We start from the raw sequence: 20,222 nt of genomic DNA on the forward strand, positions 1-20,222 counted from the left end.
GGCGTTTTGTATGTCAGACTATGTGGATAAACGTTCAAGACTCTATAGTATCAAATCATGACGAAGCAGGTTGAAATTTTCACAGACGGCTCTTGTTTAGGCAACCCTGGCCCTGGCGGTTACGGCATTGTGCTGCGTTACAAGCAGAATGAAAAGACCCTAGCCAAAGGCTACACACTCACCACCAATAATCGTATGGAAATGCTGGCCACCATCGTCGCATTGCAAGCGCTTAAAGAGCCGTGCGAAGTGATCCTTACCACCGACAGCCAGTACGTGCGTCAAGGTATTACGCAATGGATCCATAACTGGAAAAAACGTGGCTGGAAAACCGCGGACAAGAAGCCAGTGAAAAACGCTGACCTTTGGAAAGCACTCGATACCGAAACGGCGCGTCATACGGTTGATTGGCGCTGGGTTAAAGGTCACGCAGGTCATCGTGAAAATGAGATGTGTGATGAGCTTGCCAGAGCGGCGGCGGAAAACCCAACCGAAGAAGATACCGGTTATCAGCCTAGCTAACGTACATCACCAGACTGCTGTTTATCTGCGGTTCGGTAACTGACGCTTGCGGGCGTCAGTTTCTTTTTCAAGCGCCAGTGCGGTTTGATCGGCTTTAGCGGATAGGTACGCTTTCTCGCGACGATAAAATATAAACTGCCCATTGACGATGCCCAATCACCCATACTGCTCTCTAGCCAAGTCCACATCGTGCGATAACGTTTCATTGGAAACAACGCATAGGTGTCGGCATACACGACTTGGTAATTAAGTACCCCAAGCCAATCTTTAATGCGACCCGGCGTGAACATGCGGCCACTCCAAGGAAAATTGTTTTTACGCCATGGCATCAAGCTTGCCAATCCCGTAAAGCTCATGGGATTGAACCCGGTCAAAATCAAATAGCCATCATCCATCATCACCCGATCAACTTCGCGCAGTAAACGATGTGGATCTTCCGCATACTCAAGTTGGTGCGACATCACTATCGCATCAAAACTCTTTTCTAAAAATGGCAATTCGTAGCGGTCAGCGATAACATTGTGAAGAGGGTTTTTAACATCAAGATTAACTTGATGCTGAATATTGCAATTGCAGCTGGTTAACTCGCAGCTCAAACCACCTAACTTAAGTAAGTGGTAACCAAATAACTTAGGGCACCACTCGTCAAGGCGCGTTTGAATCGACTCTGATACCCATTGCCCATTGGCGAGTTCATCCCAGGAATGAGGATGGTCTACTTTTTTCTTGCTGCGAGCTGGTTTCATATTCGGGCAATCTCCCAAACCGAACTGGAGAAACAACAATGTTACATATCAAAAGCATACCTGCATTTAATGACAATTACATCTGGCTTATTCAAAATAACCAAAACTTGTGTGCCGTTGTCGATCCAGGCGACGCAGAGCCCGTAATTAACTACCTAGAGCAGCACGAGCTTGAGCTTGTAACTATTCTTGTGACCCACCATCATTGGGATCATACCGGCGGTATCGCCAAACTGATTGAGAAATTTCCTTCTATCAGTGTCATTGGTCCTGAACACTCTGCTACCGAACACCTGACCCATAGGGTAGCCGAAGGTCACCGCATTAACCTTTTCCACGAAGAGTTTCTAGTATTGAACTTGCCTGGCCACACACTCGATCACATTGGTTATGTCGGTGATGGTAAGCTATTTTGTGGCGACGTTTTATTCTCAGCCGGTTGCGGGCGCATTTTTGAAGGCACGCCAGAGCAAATGTACAACTCACTGCAAAAGCTCACGCTTCTCCCGGAAGAAACCGAAGTGTACTGTACGCACGAATATACGCTGAGCAACCTCGCTTTTGCGCTAGCCGTTGAGCCGCATAATGAGTTCTTGCACCAATATCGCGATGACGCGAATCAGAAAAGAGCCAAAGGACTTCCGACTTTACCTACATCAATTGCCGTGGAAAAACGCATCAACCCGTTCTTGCGTACCACGCAAACCGAAGTTGTGAACTCGGTAGCAAATCGTAGTGCGAATAATGATCCTTTAGCCACTTTTACCGCATTGCGTGAGTGGAAGAACGAATTTTAACGTTTTGCTGCTTGTTTGGCCCAACGCCTATTAGTATTATGCTCAGCCGTTCAAGTAAGAGGTTGTAGCAAACACAATGCATAAGAAATACAGTTGGGCATTTGCCCTGTTGCTGGCTGGTTGTCAAATGACGCAGCCAGATACAAGCAGCACCACAACAGAGCCAACCAACTCTCCTGCAGAAACAGCGACAACTAAAACAACAAAGCCCGTTTCCGTTAACACTCCTGAAGTAAAACCTGCATCGAAAGCACTCACGCCTCAACAACAAGAGGACGTTTGGAAGCGTATCGCGATGCAGTTGGAGATGGAGATCCCGGATAATGCGAAAGTCGATTACTATCGCAAATGGTACATCAAGCACCCTAATCACTTAAAAACGGTCTCGCAGCGCGCTAAACCGTTTTTATATCTCATTACTGAAGAGATCGAAGCGCGTGATTTGCCGCTTGAACTGGCACTACTTCCTATCGTAGAAAGCTCGTTTGATGCGTTTGCATACTCACACGGTAGTGCAGCGGGATTGTGGCAATTTGTTCCAGCCACTGGCAAAGCGTTCGGCCTAGATCAAACTTACTGGTTTGATGGTCGCCGCGACGTAACTCTGTCGACCAATGCTGCGCTCGATTACCTGACACAGCTTAACCGACGCTTTGACGGTAACTGGAATCATGCGATAGCGGCCTACAACAGCGGCGGCGGCCGAGTCTCTAGCGCGATTCGAAAAAATCGCAATGCAGGTAAACCTATCGACTTCTTCTCGCTAGATCTACCGAAAGAGACCAGTGGCTACGTTCCGAAACTATTGGCTTTGGCTGATATTCTCGCCAACGCTGAGAAATACGGTGTTGATATCCCCGCGATTCCAAACCAACCCGCTCTTGAACTTGTCGAGCCAAATGAGCAGCTTGATCTAGCGATTGCGGCAAAATACGCGGGTATCTCAGTGAAGGAGCTACAGAGCTACAACCCGGCATACAACCAATGGGCAACGGCACCAAATGGTCCACAAACCCTACTGCTGCCGGTCAATAGCGTTGAAAAGTTCCGCGTTGAGCTAGAGAAGAACCGTGGCAAAGGTATGCGTCTAGTACGCTACAAGGTGAAATCAGGTGATTCACTCAGTGTTATTGCTCAGCGCCACCAAACCACCACTAAAGTTGTTCGCAACGCGAATGGCCTAAGCAACAATAATATCCGCGCTGGTCAATACTTGTTGGTGCCGACGTCAACCAAAGACGATTCCACATACAGTTTGAGTGCGTCAAATCGCCTAGCCAAAACACAATCCACCTCACGCGGTAACTACAAAGTCACCCATAAGGTAGAAAGCGGTGATAGCTTGTGGTCGATTGCGAAAGCGAACAAGGTGTCACACCAATCATTGGCAAAATGGAATGGTATGGGACCAAGAGACACATTGCGTGTTGGTCAAGAGTTAGTGATTTGGAAGAGTGCTAGCGATGGCGCTATCATTCGCACCATCTTTTACTCGGTTCGCAGCGGCGACACCATTAGCGGTATTGCTCACAAATTTAAAGTGCGTACCAATGATGTAGTGAAGTGGAACAGCCTTCAGAAAAATAAATACCTTAAACCAGGTCAGAAGTTAAAGCTGTACGTTGACGTCACTAAAACCAGCGCCTAACCGTTACTTCAGCTCTATAAATTGTAAAGCCAGTCTATTGACTGGCTTTTTTACACCCGTTGATCGTTCAAAAAGACTTAAACAAAAAAACGCCAAGCAGTTAGCTTGGCGTTTTTCTATTAAACTCGTTGAGTGAGCGAGGCGCGCCTCCCTATGGGCGGTACACTTTAACGTTGCTGAAGCCTTGTTCCTGCAAGTATAAGGCTTGCAAACGGCTCATTACGCCACGGTCACAATACAACAGGTACGTTTTCGATTGGTCGAGGTCACCAAACTTAGTGCCTAGCTTGAAGAACGGCAGATGTTTCACTTCTACGTTATCAAGCTCTAACGGGCTTGCTTCTTCCTCTTCTGCACTGCGAATGTCTAGTACAATTGCATCGTTTTCAACCGATTCCACTTGCTCAACCTCCGGCGCCTGCTCTTGGCTCTCTTTCTCGATATCACGGATATCGATCATACGAGCATCAAGCACCACTTGTTCAAGTACAGCGAAATCAAATTTCTCTTCTTCCGCTTCAAGCTTCGCTTTAACTGCTTTGACCGTTGGCTTACGAGAGATCACGCCACAGTATTCAGGCATGGTCTTAGCAAAATCTTCGGTACCGATTTCACGGGCAAGATCGATGATGTCTTCTTTGTCCCAGTTGATAAGAGGACGAAGGATCAACGTATCTGTCACGCCATCGATATGGCGAAGGTTAGTCAGTGTTTGACTCGATACCTGACCCAAAGCCTCACCAGTAACCAAAGCTTCAATGCCGTACTTCTCAGCAAGCATACCACCCGCGCGCATGAACATGCGCTTGAGGACAACGCCCATTTGGCCGTCTTCAACTTTTTCAAGGATCTCAGCAACAACCGGCTCGAAGTCTACCGAGATGAACTTCACCTTCGCCGACGAGCCGTACTTGTTCCAAAGGAAGTGAGCTACTTGCTTTACGCCGATCTCGTGCGCAGGGCCGCCAAGGTTAAAGAAGCAGTAATGCGTTTTTGAACCACGCTTAATGTGTAGGTAACTAGACACGCCTGAGTCAAAACCACCCGAGATAAGGCTCAACACATCTTCTTGAGTTCCTAGCGGGAAGCCACCAAGACCTTTGTGACGTGCGATAACCTGATTAAGCTTGTCGTTCGCCACTTCGATATTGACGGTCACATCAGGCTTCGACAGCTTCACACGAGCGCTTTCTACCGCTTGGTTAAGGCCACCACCTACATAACGCTCAAGCTCAATCGAAGTAAAGTCATGCTTGCCACGACGCTTCGCACGTACCACGAAGGTTTTTCCCTCGATACGTTTGCCATTAAGATCAAGAACTTGCTCATAGATATCGTGCATATCAGTAAAGTCAGATTGCTGAACTTCAAGCACATGGTGGATACCAGGGGTCTGAGTCAGGATCTCCAATACTTCTCTATGATATTGGTCTGAACTTGCACTCACTTCAATGTGATCACGACGGTTAAACACCGCCACCGATTCCGTACGGCGCTGGATAATGATTCGCAGGTTGCACTCAAGGATCCTTGTAAAGCGCTTACGCACTGAATCGCTTTTTACAAAAATCTCTGGATGGGGCTTTACGATAAATCTCATAGTCTTTTCACATCTCGTTGCAATGCTGTCTGAGCGCGACAGTATGGGGAAACACATATCAACTGTAGTACAAATTCGCTCAACTCAGAGTGCAAACAATGAGACTTCACTGAGCGATTGTTCATTAGGGGCGCAAGTATACCCGCAACCTTTATAAGATGCGAGCAATCCACCCAATTCAAAAAAAGGGGGGTACTCAGCGATAAAAAAACAGAAACGCCAGAGCAAAGCTCTAGCGTTTTTAGAAGTCATGGCAATCACTTAACCATTAGTTGCCATCGGCCGATACCTCATCGGTATACACCGGCTCACCTTGCATGATACTGATTTCAACTCGGCGATTTCGAGCCCGTTGTCGCTCGGTATCATTCGGTCCTAGCGGCTCTGTATCGGCGACGCCGATGACCCTTAGCCTTAGATGAGAGAAACCTTTCACCTTTTCCATCTCTTGCGCTACCGATACCGCGCGCTGTGAAGAGAGATCCCAGCTTGAGCGATAGAGCTCAGAATCGAGTGGCAGGTTATCGGTATGCCCGGAAACACGAACCTGGCCTGGAATGTCTTTAACAAGATCGGCAACTTGCCTTACCAAGGGCCTAAACTTAGGCTGTAAGAACGCAGAATCTTCAGGGAATGCGCCTTTTTCTTGAATACGAATAACAAGCTGCTGCCCTAGGTTTTCCACCTCGACGGCACCTTGGTTGATCTCTTGCTGCAGCGCCTGCTTGATCACTTGCTCCAACTCTTCAAGATCTTCGTTTTGCTGTTCACTATCTGAAGATGCAGTACCAATCTGATTCTTTTGAGTACGGTCGGCGGTTTGGCCGCCGGTGATCTTGCCATCATCACGCTGATTGCCCCCCGCCCTATCCGAATCTCCCTCTTGAAACTCTAACGTCTGCTGAGTGATATCAATGGTTTGCTGCATGATCACATCAATTGGCGTCGGTTCAGGTCGGCCTGGTCTGAATTCTTGAGCAATAATACTGGTGCCCTTAGGAATGTCTTTCACCTCAAGGCGGTTTTGCACACCAAACGCAAACTTCATCGAACCTGCTATTTGTTTAAACTTCAGCACGTCCATTTCGGAAAACGACAGCAGCAGAACGAAAAAGCACATCAACAGCGACATGAGATCAGAGAAGGTCGCCATCCAAGCCGGAGCACCTGGAGGTGGACATTTACATTTGCCTTTCTGTTCCATCACTTAATCCCGTTACTAGTCACCACGGAAACGCTACTCGCCATCGAGATCGAACGCGCGCTTGTTTTCATTGATGTAATTTTTAAGGTAGCCATCGATAACGCGAGGGTTCTGGCCATCTTGAATTGCCAACACACCATCCATTATTAGACGACGATTAAGATTCTCTTGTTCCCTACGCAGAGTCAACTTATCGGCAATTGGAAAGAACAACATGTTCGCAAGCATCGCACCATAAAGCGTGGTTAATAGTGCAATCGCCATCGCAGGACCGATGGACTTAGGGTCATCCATATTCGATAGCATCGCAACCAAACCAACCAAGGTACCAATCATGCCCATTGCGGGCGCAACATCTCCGTAAGCTCTAAACACTGCCGCACCTTTTTCGTGACGCTCGTCAGTAAGGGCGATGTCTTTTTGCATCGCATTGCGCACCACTTCTGCATCATGGCCATCGACGAGAAGATCAATGCCCTTTTGCATAAAGCTATTTTGAATGTCCATTTCCTCGAGCGCTAGAAAACCACCTTTACGCGCTGCGTCAGCCATTTCAACAATCTTAGCGATCAGATCTTCTGGTTCATCGGTTTTGAATATAAACGCTTTACTGGCGATTTTGGCGGCACCAAAGAATTGCCCTAGCGTGAATTTCATCAAGACGACAAATGTCGATCCCCCGATAACGATAAATACCGACGTAGTATCATAGTAAGTCATGATGCTGCCACCGAGCACCATCGCAATAATTATCGAAGCGACCCCACCAATGAGGCCTATCAGCGTTGCTAAATCCACTCAACACTCCATAGAAAATTTGACATCTTAGCCACTCAGACGAACCGAAAAGCAGCCCGAGTCTATCTCGTTACTTTTAGGTTATCGACCAAGTAGCCATATCTTTAAGTGATTTATGACCACAAAATCACAAAATTGCGTCGCCAACTGTCAGAACTCCTTCGCTTCCATTCGCTTTCTACAGAGAAGATAACGGCTTAGCTGGCAATATTGACGTTTTTTTTAGCAATCAAAATCCGCACAGTGGTTGTTAACAGCATTTTTCGCACCATAAGTTTGACCATCGCTAGCCGCTCATGTAACGTTCGATCATTTCATAAAAAATAAGTACGTTATGGCGACTAAGAAACCTGAGAACATGTCGTTCGAAGCGACAGTAGACGAGCTCGATACACTCGTAGAACAACTGGAAAACGGCGATCTGGCACTGGACGATGCGCTGAAGAAGTTCGAGCGTGGTATCGCCCTAGCGAGAGCTGGACAGCAAAAGCTGACCGAAGCGGAACAAAAAGTTAGCATCTTATTGGCTAAGGATGATGACGCCGATCTTCAAGACTTTACTCAGCCGTCAGAATAATTTCAAAAGTGAGTATCCCCATGATTGAGACTTTGAAGTCTTATCAAACCCGTAACAACCAGCAACTGGACGCTTGGTTGGATGGCTACCCCTTTCAGCAGCAACGACTGATTGAAGCCATGCGCTACGCCCTGCTTTTGGGTGGCAAGCGTGCGAGACCATTCTTAGTCTATGCCACTGGCTCTATCTTTGGTTGCAGTGAAGAGCAGCTCGACACACCAGCCGCTGCGATTGAGTGTATTCACGCCTATTCTCTCGTCCATGACGATTTGCCGGCTATGGACGATGATGAATTACGCCGCGGCAAAGCAACTTGCCATATAGAATTTGATGAGGCCACCGCGATTTTGACCGGTGATGCTCTGCAAACGCTAGCCTTCACCATATTATCAGAAGGTACTTTGGCGCCATTTGCCGAGTCGCAACGTATTACTATGGTAAAAGAGCTTGCGCGTGCTTCTGGTGCTGCGGGTATGTGCATCGGACAGGCATTGGATCTCGAAGCTGAAAACCGCCAAGTTACATTGGATGAGCTTGAGCGTATCCATCGCCACAAAACGGGCGCACTGATAAAATGCGCGGTTCAACTGGGCGCATTGGCAGCGGGTGATAAAGGTCGCGAATACTTGCCACAGCTTGAAACCTACGCTGAAGCCATTGGCCTCGCGTTCCAAGTTCAAGATGATATTTTAGACATTGTGGGTGACACCGAGACCCTTGGTAAGCCTCAGGGCTCAGATGTTGAACTGAACAAGAGCACCTACCCTGCATTGCTGGGATTGGAAGGCGCTCAACAAAAAGCCACACAGCTTTTTGAAGAAGCACTTTGTGCTTTGCAAGCGATACCCTACAATACTCAACTTCTCGAAGACTTCGCCCGATACGTCATCGAGCGCAACAACTAGACTATATTAAAGCGCTAAATAACTATGACACTTGATATTTCAAAGTATCCGACACTGACATTAGCAAACACGCCAGAAGAACTTCGCCTAATGCCGAAGGAATCTTTACCTAAGCTGTGTGAAGAGCTTAGGACGTATTTGCTAAATTCAGTGAGCCAGTCTAGTGGACACTTGGCTTCCGGACTTGGCACGGTGGAACTCACCGTCGCCTTGCATTACGTCTACAATACGCCTTTCGACCAACTTATTTGGGATGTTGGCCATCAAGCCTATCCGCATAAGATCTTAACGGGTCGTCGTGAGCAACTTTCAACCATCCGTCAAAAAGATGGTCTGCACCCATTCCCGTGGCGTGAAGAGAGTGAATACGACACTCTGTCTGTTGGTCACTCTTCGACATCGATCAGCGCTGGACTGGGCATGGCGATTTCTGCCGCCAAAGAAGGTAAAGATCGCAAAGTCGTCAGCGTCATTGGTGACGGCGCAATCACAGCGGGCATGGCGTTTGAAGCGCTTAACCACGCTGGCGATGTGCATCCTGATATGCTCGTTATCCTAAACGACAATGAGATGTCGATTTCGGAAAACGTTGGTGCACTAAATAACCACCTCGCTCAAGTGTTATCTGGAAGCCTGTATACCTCTATTCGTGAAGGCGGCAAAAAAGCGCTATCAGGGCTGCCACCAATCAAAGAGTTGGTTAAGCGAACCGAAGAACATCTCAAAGGCATGATTGTACCTGGGACTTTGTTTGAAGAGCTTGGTTTCAACTATATTGGCCCTATTGATGGTCATGACGTAAATGAACTGGTAAAAACGCTAAAAAACATGCGTGAGCTTAAAGGCCCTCAGTTCCTGCACATCATGACTAAGAAAGGTAAAGGTTATGAGCCTGCTGAGAAAGACCCTATCGGTTATCACGGCGTGCCTAAATTTGATCCGTCGCACTCAACCTTACCGAAAAGCAGCTCAAGCAAACCAACATATTCGAAAATCTTTGGCGATTTTTTATGTGATATGGCAGCTAAAGATCCATCGCTAATGGCGATTACGCCAGCGATGCGTGAAGGCTCGGGTATGGTTCGTTTCTCTAAAGAATATCCTGGTCAGTACTTCGATGTTGCTATCGCTGAGCAGCATGCTGTAACACTAGCAACAGGAATGGCTATTGCTGGTAATAGACCAATCGTCGCGATTTACTCGACTTTCTTACAGCGTGGCTACGACCAACTGATCCACGACGTTGCGATTATGGACCTGCCAGTGATGTTCGCCATCGACCGTGCAGGCCTTGTTGGTGCAGACGGTCAAACCCACCAAGGCGCGTTTGACCTTAGCTTTATGCGCTGTATTCCGAACATGGTGATCATGGCACCAAGTGATGAGAACGAGTGTCGTCAGATGCTTTACACCGGTCACATGCACACAGGTCCAAGTGCTGTTCGCTATCCTCGTGGCAGCGGTAATGGTACGGCACCAGAAGCTGAGTTTACCGCTTTAGAGATCGGTAAAGGCCGTATTGTTCGCGAAGGTGAGAAAGTAGCGATTTTATCATTCGGTACCTTCTTGGACAGCGCTTTGGTTGCAGCAGACAATCTCAATGCTACCGTGGCTGACATGCGATTTGTTAAACCTCTCGATGAGGCGCTTATCCGTGAGCTGTGTGACAATCATGATGTGATCGTCACTCTCGAAGAAAACGCTATCGCTGGCGGCGCTGGCGCTGGGGTGATTGAGTTTATGATGAGTGAGAAGCTAATGAAGCCAGTGCTTAACCTTGGTCTTCCCGACAAGTTTATCGCACAAGGCACACAAGATGAGCTTCACGCTGAACTCGGCCTTGATGCTGCTGGCATCGAAGCCTCTATTCGCGATTACATCTCCAAGTAGAGACGCATCCACAAGTTAAGCAAAGAAAGCGACTCTAGGGTCGCTTTTTTATTGCTAGTTTGTCTCGTTCAGAAAACACAAAAAAAGCCGCAACCTAAGTTGCGGCTTTTCAAATTCATTGCATGGCAATTATGCGTTTGCTTCACGCTCAGCGATAAACTCTAGCGCCATCTTAATACGAGCAATCACGCGCTCTTTGCCAACAAGCTCCATAACAGCATCAACTGAAGGTGATTGACCACCACCAGTCACTGCAACGCGAAGTGGCATACCGATTTTACCCATGCCGATTTCTAGCTCTTCACAAACCGCAGCAATCACTTGATCTTTAATGTTTGCTGTTGTCCACTCTTCTAGCGCTTCTGCTTTAGCAAGCGCAACTTCTAGTGGCTGTTTAGCAACACCACGCAAGTGCTTCTTCGCAGCACCCGCTTCAAACTCAGAGAAATCTTCGTAGAAGTAACGGATCTGCTCTGCAAGCTCAACAAGCGTATTGCAACGCTCACCTACTAGCTTGATCACTTCTGTGATAGCTGGACCATTCTCTGTGTTTAGTTTCTGCTCATCTAGGTGCCATTGCAGGTGCTTAGCAACGTATTCAGGCTCAGATGTCTTGATGTAGTGGTTGTTCAGCCAGTTCAGCTTATCTGTGTTGAACGCTGATGCTGACTTAGAAATCGCATTCAGTGAGAACAAGTTAATCATCTCTTCTTGAGAGAAGATCTCTTGGTCACCGTGAGACCAGCCTAGGCGCACCAAGTAGTTGTTTAGTGCATTTGGTAAGTAGCCTTCGTCACGATATTGCATAACAGACACGGCGCCGTGACGCTTTGACAACTTAGCACCATCATCACCTAGGATCATTGCACAGTGAGCAAATGTCGGAACTGGTGCACCGAGTGCCTCGTAGATGTTGATTTGACGTGGCGTGTTGTTGATGTGATCTTCACCACGAACCACGTGAGTGATCCCCATATCCCAGTCATCTACGACCACTACGAAGTTGTAAGTAGGCGCACCATCGGTACGGCGGATGATAAGGTCATCCATTTGGCTGTTCGCAATCTCGATACGACCACGGATTTGATCATCAAATACTACGCTGCCCTCTTTCGGGTTGCGGAAACGAATCACACATGGGTCACCATCTTTAGCCGCCGCATTCGCTGCAACGATTTTTGGGTGGTTTGCATCGTAACGAGGGATCTCTTTGCTTGCTTCTTGCTCGGCACGGATCTCTTCGAGAAGCTCCTTTGGTGCATAGCACTTGTAAGCTTTGTCTTCAGCAAGTAGCTTGTCGACCATTTCGTTGTAACGATCAAAACGCTTCGACTGGTAGTACGGGCCCTCGTCCCACTCAAGTCCCATCCACTGCATACCTTCAAGGATCGCATCTACCGCTTCCTGAGAGTTACGCTCAAGATCCGTATCTTCAATACGTAGAACGAATTCACCGCCTTGGTTTTTAGCAAATAGCCAAGAGTAAAGTGCAGTACGCGCACCACCGACGTGAAGATAGCCAGTTGGGCTTGGAGCAAAACGTGTTTTAACCGTCATCGAAAGTACCTTGTTGTCAACGTCGCACAATGCTTGTCATCGTGCGTTGCAAATTTTGGGCGCTATTTTATCACCTTACACTAATTCTACAATCTCTATACCTAAATGAGATGAAACCACTTGACCTTACCCTTGAGGGAAGGTTTATGTTTAGCATTAATAGACAAGTATCGAGGTTGGTTATGGTTACTTACACACTCAATTTATCAGGCTTATCCTGTATGGGTTGCGTAAAAAAAGTGCGCAATGCACTGGAACAGGCATCGGCTAACATTGAAATCAAACAGCTTGATAAACACGCGTTAACTGTCTCGACTGATGCCAACATCGATGACATTATCCAGCCTATCGCCAACTTAGGCTTTGAGGCAAAACCTGTATGGTATTTTGAGTTATCAGGTCTTAACTGTGGCAAGTGCGTCGCAAAGCTTCAGGCTCAGCTTGAAACACTCGACTCAAGCAATATTATCGCGTTAAGTAAGCAGTCACTTACCATTGAATCAAATCTTGGTGTTAATCTCATCCAAGACAACATTGAGCAAGTGGGCTTCCGAGCATTATTGAGCGATGCCTCGCAAGCCGAGATCGCTAGCAGTGAGCTAAGCAATACGACAGAAAACAAGCCTAGTGATTCTGTGAAGGCTTCAGCCACCAGCTCACCGGCTTCATCTCAATCAGATTCCAGCATTCAACTACTTATTCAAGGGATGACATGTGCCAGCTGCGTCTCGTCCGTCGAAAAAGCGCTGCAATCGGTAGTTGGCGTCGACAAAGCACGAGTCAACCTTGCAGAACAAAGCGCGTTAGTACTTACTAGCTTAACTAACTCAGATATTGAGCAACCACTGCTTCAGGCGATCAAAGAAGCGGGTTATCAAGGTGAGATAGTTGAAGACTTAGCTTCAACACAGAAAAAACAGCAGCAAGCGCTTCAACAGCATCAAGCGCTGCAAAAACGCAATACGTATTGGGCATTGGCCATGGGCGCACCTCTCATGCTGTGGGGGGGACTTGGTGGCAGCATGACGATACAAAACTCTACGGATCAGCTTGCTTGGGGCGTTGTTGGCTTGCTGTGTCTGTGGCTTCTTGCCACCGCTGGTCGTGCCTTTTATGCCAACGCATACCAAGCCCTTAAGCACAAACGCGCAACTATGGATACATTAGTCGCCCTTGGCACGGGTGCAGCCTGGCTTTATTCCATGTTGGTTGTACTCATGCCATCTTGGTTTCCAGAAGCATCACGCCATGTCTATTTTGAAGCGAGCGCGATGATTATCGGTTTGATCTCCCTCGGTCACTTTATTGAAGCGAAAGCAAAAGCGAAAACCAACCAATCCTTACAGGCACTGATGAATTTGCAGCCTCAAGTCGCGACGGCCATTATCGACGGTCAAGACATTAGCCTTGCGGTGGGTGACATTCAACTAGGGATGTTGCTGCGCATTAAACCGGGAGAAAAAGTGCCCGTTGATGGCGAAGTCATTGAGGGTCATAGCTATCTGGATGAGTCGATGTTAACGGGTGAGCCAATTGCGGTTTTAAAAGGCGTTAAGGATAACGTTTCCGCTGGAACCGTAAATACCGATGGCAGCTTGGTGATCAAAGCGACTGGGATTGGCGCAAATACCATGCTTTCGAGAATCATCCACATGGTAAGAGATGCTCAAAGCAGCAAACCTGCTATCGCCAAGCTTGCGGACTCTATTTCCGCGGTATTCGTTCCCGTTGTCGTAGCTATTGCACTGCTTGCTGCCTTGGTCTGGTTTTTCATTGGGCCAGAGCCTAAGGCAAGCTATATGCTTGTTGTGACCACCACAGTACTCATAATCGCCTGCCCATGCGCTCTTGGGTTAGCGACGCCGCTATCCATCACTGTGGGTATAGGTAAAGCAGCCCAAGCAGGCATACTGATTAAAGATGCGGATGCGCTGCAAAAACTCAGCAAAGTCAACGCCGTGGTATTTGATAAAACCGGCACCTTAACGCTCGGGCAGCCGAGAGTGCAAACCGTCCATCCTATCGGTATCAGTGAAACAGAACTGGCTAAGTGGGTTGTGCCACTTGAAAAACGCTCGGAGCATCCGCTCGCTAAAGCGGTTACCGACTATTGGAGTGGCGCTAATCCCCTTGAGCCAGAGCAGTTTGAGAACCTAAAAGGCAAAGGCGTGCAAGGCATTGTAGATGGAAAGCGAATCGTTATTGCTTCAATCAATCACATTAAAACACTGGGTATCGACCTACAGGCACTTGAAATCCCTCTTGCTCAGGCCGCCAATCAAGCACATACACCAATCGTCGTTGCTATCGAGGGTCAAGCCGTCGCATTAATTGCAATTGCAGACGGGATAAAAACCGATGCCGCGAATGCCGTCAACTCTCTAAAAGCACAAGGTATTCACACTATTATGCTAACTGGCGACAACCAGCATGTTGCTAGTGTCATTGGAGAACAACTAGGCATAGATGAAGTCATTTCTGAGGTACTGCCGGACGAGAAAGCCGCGCACATTGCCTCACTAAAGGGCCGCCATCAACATGTTGCAATGGTAGGCGATGGTATTAACGATGCACCAGCACTTGCGCTGGCCGATGTGGGCATTGCAATGGGCACTGGCAGTGATGTCGCCATAGAAAGCGCTCCTATGACGCTACTCAACAGCAATCCAGCCAGTGTCAGTTATGCCATCTCGCTATCGCGCGCGACGGTACGTAACATTAAGCAAAACCTATTTGGCGCCTTTATTTACAACACCCTAGGGATCCCTATTGCCGCAGGTGTACTGTATCCTCTGTTCGGATTTTTGCTTAGCCCGGTTTTTGCAGGCGCAGCAATGGCACTTTCGTCGATTACTGTCGTAACTAATGCCAATAGATTGAGAAAGTTTCAGCACAAAGGCTAACCGCTGCCATATGCGATATTGATAGCTTTGCAGCTCATTGTTTCTAAAGATAATTACTTAAAAGGAAGGATTATGTCGACCACTAAACGAATGATAAAACTGGCTACATTATCACTGGCCGTATTCACTGGCTCGGCGTTTGCAACCAACGTACTGACCTACAAATCTCCTTACTGCGGCTGCTGTAAGGATTGGGTTACTCATATGGAAGATGCTGGCTTTAACGTCACGGTAGAAGACCATAAAAACATGAACCCGATTAAGCAAAAATTAGGGGTCACACCAGAGCTCGCCTCCTGTCACACCGCGGTGATCGGTGATTATGTATTTGAAGGTCACATCCCAGCAGACGATATCAAAGCATTTTTAGACAACCCACCTAAAGGCGCCAAAGGACTTGCAGTACCTGGCATGCCAGTAGGCTCGCCAGGTATGGAGTATGGCGATCAGAAAGACCCATACCATGTCTATGCTTACAATGAAAAGGGGCAGGTTTTTTCTTACCGCTCGCATAACATGTAATCAAAAGCGCCCACGTTACCGTGGGCGTTTTTACATGGAGCCAATGCATCAAACAGTTGGTTAGAAATGGTAGCTACCACCAACAACAAACGCCGAGTTTGCAGTACCACGCGGGTAATAAGGCGTTCTAAAGTGTCCCTGGCTTTTGTATTCAAAATACGGCTGAAACGCATACTTGGTTAGCGTGAGCCTAAACTCATGATCCATCGCATTGTCGCGATAATTGTAATAAGGGTAGTAAGCTCCGCCCATATGAATCACATTGTTATAGTGTAATTTAATGGGATGTGATTTCAGTTGGTATGCGATCTTGTTGTCAAAGCGATAATCGATGTCCGGCTTATAACCGAAACGGTCATGCTGCGCATACGCTTCCACACGTGTACGGTGACTAAGCGAAACCCCCTCATCAAAGTCATAGCCAATCTTAAATAAAGGTCGATACTGCATTGTCTCGCCAAGCTGCATCAAATGCTCGTACCCGGCTCCTAGCCAAAAGTTTTTCGACATTTGAAACTTCTGCTCGATCCCCAAAGTCGTCAGAGGTGCCCGTGCTGAGTGACCGTAATAGACATTATCATGGTGATGATGGTGACTGTGTGGCGTTTGACCAATTGGAATATCTTCAATCTTAAAGCGAACGGTTGTATCCGTATCAAACGTGTGACCCGCTTCCATTTTAGCGGTGGTTTTTGATTCATAGAGATAGGTGCTGTTGAATTGGAGATTGCCCTCGATGTACGAAGAGGCGGCGCTGGTTCCAAAACTCGAGAGAGTGAAAAGCGCAATCAATAAGTGTCGCAAAAAAGCTTCCTTGTGCTTAAAAATTTGCGGCAATAATGAGGGGATATGAATGAAACGCAAGTTCTGACATTGTCATCGCCAAGCTAATTGAAAAAGAACAAAAATACATGTAAGAACGTATTTTTCAAACACTTAAAAACAAAAATCAAAAGTGCAAGTCAGATGCACGTCATCGCTGACGACTGTTCATACACAATACTGACTTGCCCGCTGCCCTACTATACAACTCTTGTGTGCTTTAAAACTTTGAAAAAAACTACCAAAAAAAATAAGCCGGGCTGAACCGGCTTATCTCACGATATTTATGAACTCACAATCGGCCAAGGCTTTGGTTTGACCGACCATCGTTGTATCTCATGCGAAATCGCCAATCTAGTTCATCACACACTCCAGCATACGGCTTACCCATAATCCCTAACTTATAGGCATCCTGACTACAATACTCTTCTCGACCTTTCTCATAGCCATCTAAATAAGCAGCAAAAAGCGATTCCTGTGTGAGCTCTAGCCACTCCTGATCTTTTTTAATAAATCCTTTTTGGCCTTCTTCATATCCGAATTGACTCCATGACTCAGTAGAACCATCCGTTGGTAAGTTTGTCGCCGCGCATCCCGCTAATACCATGGTGAGTAACATGGCTCCCAGTGTCGTCCAGTTTCTCATGAACACCTCCAAACGTCAGAGTTGAGTGATTTGAGCGTTTGTACGAAAACGCACCGAATGTGTTCATTATCACGTATTCAAAAAAAGTCTTCACTACCCTAGAGACCAAAGCGGTGGTTATTGCGAGACATCACTTGAATTTAACACCAGATTTTACATTCATTACATACAAAAAAGGCTCCCGACGGAGCCTTTTTTCAGGGGCAAATAACTTCTTAGAAGCCGTAAGAAGCACCGAATACCAATGCATTGTTTTCGTTGTTCGCTTGGTTACGGTACTCGATGTATGGTTGAACGCCGCTACGCGTCCAAGTTGCACGAAGCTCGTGATCCATAGAGTTGTCAGCATCACCTTGCTTGATCACATAGATGTTGTTGTAACTAACCGCTAGAGGCTGATCTTGGAAAGCGTAAGCGATTTTGTTGTCTAGACGAGTTTCGTCGTTAGTTTTTACACCGCCACGTACGTCATCCGCTTGGATGTGGTGACGAGTACGGTTGCTTAGAGAGATACCGTTGTCGAAGTTGTAACCGATTTTAATAAGTGGACGGTACTGGAACGTCTCACCCGCTTGAATTAGGTGATGGTAACCTGCTGCTACCCAGAAGTTGTCATTGATGTTGAACACTTGCTCTGCACCAAGAGTCGTGAACGGAAGAGGGTTGTTTGCAGCGCTTGGGTCAATTTTGCCTAGAGGAATACCATCAAACTCCACTAATAGTGTGGTGTTAGAATCAAAAGTGTGACCCGCTTCTAGTGTAGACGTCTGTTTTGCGCCTTGTAGGTAAGTAGAGTGAAATTGAACGTTACCTGTTACGTAAGAAGAACCAGCGAATGCGCTTGTTGAAGCTACTGCTAGAGCGGTAAGAGCGAGAACTTTTTTCATGGTTAAAACACCTTTAATTGATTGTGTGTGGGCGACTTATGTTGTCGTCTTGTTACATTGCCGATTTGGCTTGAGCACAATATAACGACATTTATTTCGCGCCAACAAATAATAAGCGCCCTTTAGTGATCTTTATCACCAAACACAAATCAAATAAAATATAAACACAATAAAAACATAGATTTAAATGAATATAAAAACCAATATCTATTTTTGTAAAGCGATGTAACAAGATCATCATCACAAAAAAAGCCCTAGAAATCTACAACAAATACTGAAAATGGCAGAAAACCGTAGACATCCCACTCACAACAGACACTAAAACTGTGATCTAGGTGATTAATTTTAGAAAAAACAACGCTGTTTTTTAACTAGCAACACCACTTAATTCACCACGAAATATAAGTATTAAATGCCCGACTTAGTCGACTAAGGGGTAACAAAGCCGACTATGTTCGTGTCTATTTTTGATTATGCTGGTTAATCAGCTCAAGAAAGTCTTCAAACCCGACAAAACCTGACGCATGTAGCACCGTCGCGTCAAAATCCATTGGGCTACCAGCTGTATCTAACAGTGAAAAGTCTAAGCTTTGTTCAAACGCTCGTGCATCCGCTTTGTCACGAAATAGACGATAAGATAACTGGCTCTCGCCTTTTGGCAGGGTAAACTCCAACACTATAGGGTTTGAGCGATGTTTTTCCTTCATGGTGTTATAGGGAACTGGCTGCTCAAGTGTCACTAGAATCTGATTCTCGCCTTTAGGTAAGTTCAGCAATTGCTGGCTGACTAACCATTCTTTATCGACCGCTTTACCATTAACCACATGTACCACGATACCTCTACTCAGCGATAGAACACTGTCCTCGTTCGCTTTTGCACCACAGGTGACTAACAATGCCATCAGAGCCATTACTATCTTTTTCATGCTTTACCTCTAGATAGGGAGGCATTGCCTCCCTGAAATTAACCAACGATTAGAAAACGTACTCTACGCCTACAGAAACTTCATTAAAGGAGTCCGACTTCCAGCGTCGGTAAGCAACATCTTGCCCACCTCGTACTGGCACCTTGTTGTCTCCCATACGCACATCTCTGGCACGAAAATAAAGAACCGCTGTTGGGTCAACATAATACATAGCTTGGAATGAGATCACGTCATCATCAGTACCGGCAAGCTTTTTGCCATTCACGTGCAGTTCCTCATTTTTCGCATAACCCAGTTTGAACTGCCAATCAGCAATGTCGTACATGATGGCACTTGATAAAGCGTTTTGTTTCTCTTTTCGTCCCGTGTCGATACCCGAGGTCACTGAAGCGTCTTGCCAGCGGTACTGAGTGAAGAATGAAATACCGTTGTCAAACCACCCTTGTAGACTTGCTAAGTAGGTGTTGTTATCCCAAATTCGGCTATCCGAAACCTTCTTTTCTGTCGTTCCCGGCTTTTCATAGCTCAAGGTTTCCTTGGTATTGCGGTTAAGCTCATACGCCCCCGACACCAAAAACGGCCCAACTTTATAGTGCGCTGCACCGCCCTGCCACCAGCCTTGATCATTACCAACCGCCGCTGCCTTAGTTCGACCGTAACCGAGGTCAACAGATAGGCCACCCCACTCCGGTGAATCCCAACGGACTGTATTGGATGAGCGATCTTGGAACTTAGCACCACCAATTAGTCCCCCCCAATCCCAAACGTCACCCATACCAGGGTTGGCACCAGGCCAATCAACAATTTCATACATAGGCGTCAGCACTCGACCTAAGCGAATTTGCCCAAACGAGTCCCAATCTTCGAAACCGACAAAGGTATCACGCTCCCCCAAGCCACCGCTTGCTTCATGGTTCTTATAGGAAGGGTCAACATAGCCCGATTCTATCTGCCATATAAACAGAGGCTTAAATTTGGCAAACTGTTTGCTGCCTCGAAAACCTATTCGGCTTTCATTATTGGTTTGAAAACCTTCTAAGTTCGGTGAGTTTTCATAATCACGAACGTGAGCTTGCAGAGCAATTTTTCCGTATACCTCGTATTTCATGCCTGCTTTGATTGCTTCAATATCGACAATGTTATCGGACGCAAAAGCCCCTGCCGACAAACACGTCAGCATTAGTACTGTTTTTTGTTTCATTGCTTTTTCTTAATTGTGGCCTCCCTTTCTCAAACATCCTTTGTTGTGCGCAAGAAAGGGAAGCGTTGGAG

The 20,222-nt window shown here is 46.8% G+C and carries 18 protein-coding genes; 8 read left to right on the plus strand and 10 right to left on the minus strand.

The genetic code is table 11. From position 1 onward, the window contains the following. Positions 1-57 precede the first annotated feature (57 nt). Positions 58-522, plus strand: coding sequence for a ribonuclease HI (gene rnhA, locus ACVA6Q_RS09250; RefSeq protein ID WP_353496877.1), 465 nt, complete (start codon positions 58-60; stop codon positions 520-522). On the opposite strand, the gene ACVA6Q_RS09255 is transcribed toward rnhA, so the two are convergent. Next, the gene (locus tag ACVA6Q_RS09255) at positions 519-1,268 is read right to left on the minus strand and encodes a class I SAM-dependent methyltransferase (protein WP_446647335.1); all 750 of its coding nucleotides are present in this window, start codon (positions 1,266-1,268) and stop codon (positions 519-521) included. The two genes, rnhA and ACVA6Q_RS09255, sit on opposite strands and share 4 nt — an antisense overlap. A gap of 38 nt (positions 1,269-1,306) precedes the next feature. Between ACVA6Q_RS09255 and gloB the strand changes: the two genes are divergently transcribed. Together gloB and ACVA6Q_RS09265 are read left to right on the plus strand one after the other, a co-directional pair. After that, on the plus strand, positions 1,307-2,065 hold the full coding sequence (gene gloB / locus ACVA6Q_RS09260) for a hydroxyacylglutathione hydrolase (protein ID WP_446647336.1): 759 nt from the start codon (positions 1,307-1,309) through the stop codon (positions 2,063-2,065). Positions 2,066-2,141: 76 nt separating this feature from the next. After that, entirely contained in the window at positions 2,142-3,713 is a 1,572-nt protein-coding gene (locus tag ACVA6Q_RS09265; RefSeq protein WP_353496880.1) for a lytic transglycosylase, read from the plus strand. 151 nt (positions 3,714-3,864) lie between these two features. On the opposite strand, the gene thiI is transcribed toward ACVA6Q_RS09265, so the two are convergent. From thiI to pomA, 3 genes are all read right to left on the minus strand, one after another. Further along, positions 3,865-5,313, minus strand: coding sequence for a tRNA uracil 4-sulfurtransferase ThiI (gene thiI / locus ACVA6Q_RS09270; RefSeq protein WP_353496881.1), 1,449 nt, complete (start codon positions 5,311-5,313; stop codon positions 3,865-3,867). A 268-nt stretch (positions 5,314-5,581) separates the two neighbouring features. Next, entirely contained in the window at positions 5,582-6,517 is a 936-nt protein-coding gene (locus tag ACVA6Q_RS09275; protein ID WP_353496882.1) for a flagellar motor protein MotB, read from the minus strand. A 33-nt stretch (positions 6,518-6,550) separates the two neighbouring features. Beyond that, positions 6,551-7,315 carry a flagellar motor protein PomA gene (pomA, locus tag ACVA6Q_RS09280; RefSeq protein WP_353496883.1) on the minus strand — a complete coding sequence of 255 codons (765 nt, stop codon included), beginning with the start codon at positions 7,313-7,315 and terminating at the stop codon, positions 6,551-6,553. A 334-nt stretch (positions 7,316-7,649) separates the two neighbouring features. On the opposite strand from pomA, the gene xseB reads away from it, so the two are divergent. From xseB to dxs, 3 genes are read left to right on the plus strand one after another with little or no spacing between them, the layout of a single operon-like run. After that, positions 7,650-7,892, plus strand: coding sequence for an exodeoxyribonuclease VII small subunit (gene xseB, locus ACVA6Q_RS09285; RefSeq protein WP_353496884.1), 243 nt, complete (start codon positions 7,650-7,652; stop codon positions 7,890-7,892). A 20-nt stretch (positions 7,893-7,912) separates the two neighbouring features. Continuing rightward, on the plus strand, positions 7,913-8,797 hold the full coding sequence (gene ispA / locus ACVA6Q_RS09290) for a (2E,6E)-farnesyl diphosphate synthase (RefSeq protein ID WP_353496885.1): 885 nt from the start codon (positions 7,913-7,915) through the stop codon (positions 8,795-8,797). Between the two features lie 24 nt (positions 8,798-8,821). Then, complete coding sequence (gene dxs / locus ACVA6Q_RS09295) at positions 8,822-10,687, plus strand: 1-deoxy-D-xylulose-5-phosphate synthase (RefSeq protein WP_446647337.1); 1,866 nt, start codon at positions 8,822-8,824, stop codon at positions 10,685-10,687. Between the two features lie 129 nt (positions 10,688-10,816). On the opposite strand, the gene gltX is transcribed toward dxs, so the two are convergent. Further along, positions 10,817-12,244: a glutamate--tRNA ligase gene (gene gltX, locus ACVA6Q_RS09300; RefSeq protein ID WP_446647338.1), complete on the minus strand. Its 1,428-nt coding sequence runs from the start codon at positions 12,242-12,244 to the stop codon at positions 10,817-10,819. Between the two features lie 146 nt (positions 12,245-12,390). On the opposite strand from gltX, the gene ACVA6Q_RS09305 reads away from it, so the two are divergent. Continuing rightward, entirely contained in the window at positions 12,391-15,147 is a 2,757-nt protein-coding gene (locus tag ACVA6Q_RS09305; RefSeq protein ID WP_446647339.1) for a heavy metal translocating P-type ATPase, read from the plus strand. A gap of 72 nt (positions 15,148-15,219) precedes the next feature. Beyond that, entirely contained in the window at positions 15,220-15,669 is a 450-nt protein-coding gene (locus ACVA6Q_RS09310) for a DUF411 domain-containing protein (RefSeq protein ID WP_418642004.1), read from the plus strand. A gap of 60 nt (positions 15,670-15,729) precedes the next feature. Here ACVA6Q_RS09310 and ACVA6Q_RS09315 read toward each other — a convergent pair whose 3' ends face one another. The 5 genes from ACVA6Q_RS09315 to ACVA6Q_RS09335 form a co-directional block, all read right to left on the minus strand. Beyond that, on the minus strand, positions 15,730-16,473 hold the full coding sequence (locus tag ACVA6Q_RS09315) for a porin (protein WP_353496890.1): 744 nt from the start codon (positions 16,471-16,473) through the stop codon (positions 15,730-15,732). 310 nt (positions 16,474-16,783) lie between these two features. Continuing rightward, positions 16,784-17,137, minus strand: coding sequence for a DUF2799 domain-containing protein (locus ACVA6Q_RS09320; RefSeq protein WP_353496891.1), 354 nt, complete (start codon positions 17,135-17,137; stop codon positions 16,784-16,786). Positions 17,138-17,352: 215 nt separating this feature from the next. After that, a complete protein-coding gene (locus tag ACVA6Q_RS09325; RefSeq protein ID WP_338165150.1) occupies positions 17,353-18,024 on the minus strand; it encodes an oligogalacturonate-specific porin KdgM family protein in 672 nt (223 codons plus the stop codon). A gap of 461 nt (positions 18,025-18,485) precedes the next feature. After that, positions 18,486-18,950: a DUF2057 family protein gene (locus ACVA6Q_RS09330; RefSeq protein WP_353496892.1), complete on the minus strand. Its 465-nt coding sequence runs from the start codon at positions 18,948-18,950 to the stop codon at positions 18,486-18,488. 49 nt (positions 18,951-18,999) lie between these two features. Further along, positions 19,000-20,151 carry a porin gene (locus tag ACVA6Q_RS09335; RefSeq protein WP_353496893.1) on the minus strand — a complete coding sequence of 384 codons (1,152 nt, stop codon included), beginning with the start codon at positions 20,149-20,151 and terminating at the stop codon, positions 19,000-19,002. Positions 20,152-20,222 lie beyond the last annotated feature (71 nt).

The organism is Vibrio sp. DNB22_10_4 (assembly GCF_052879755.1).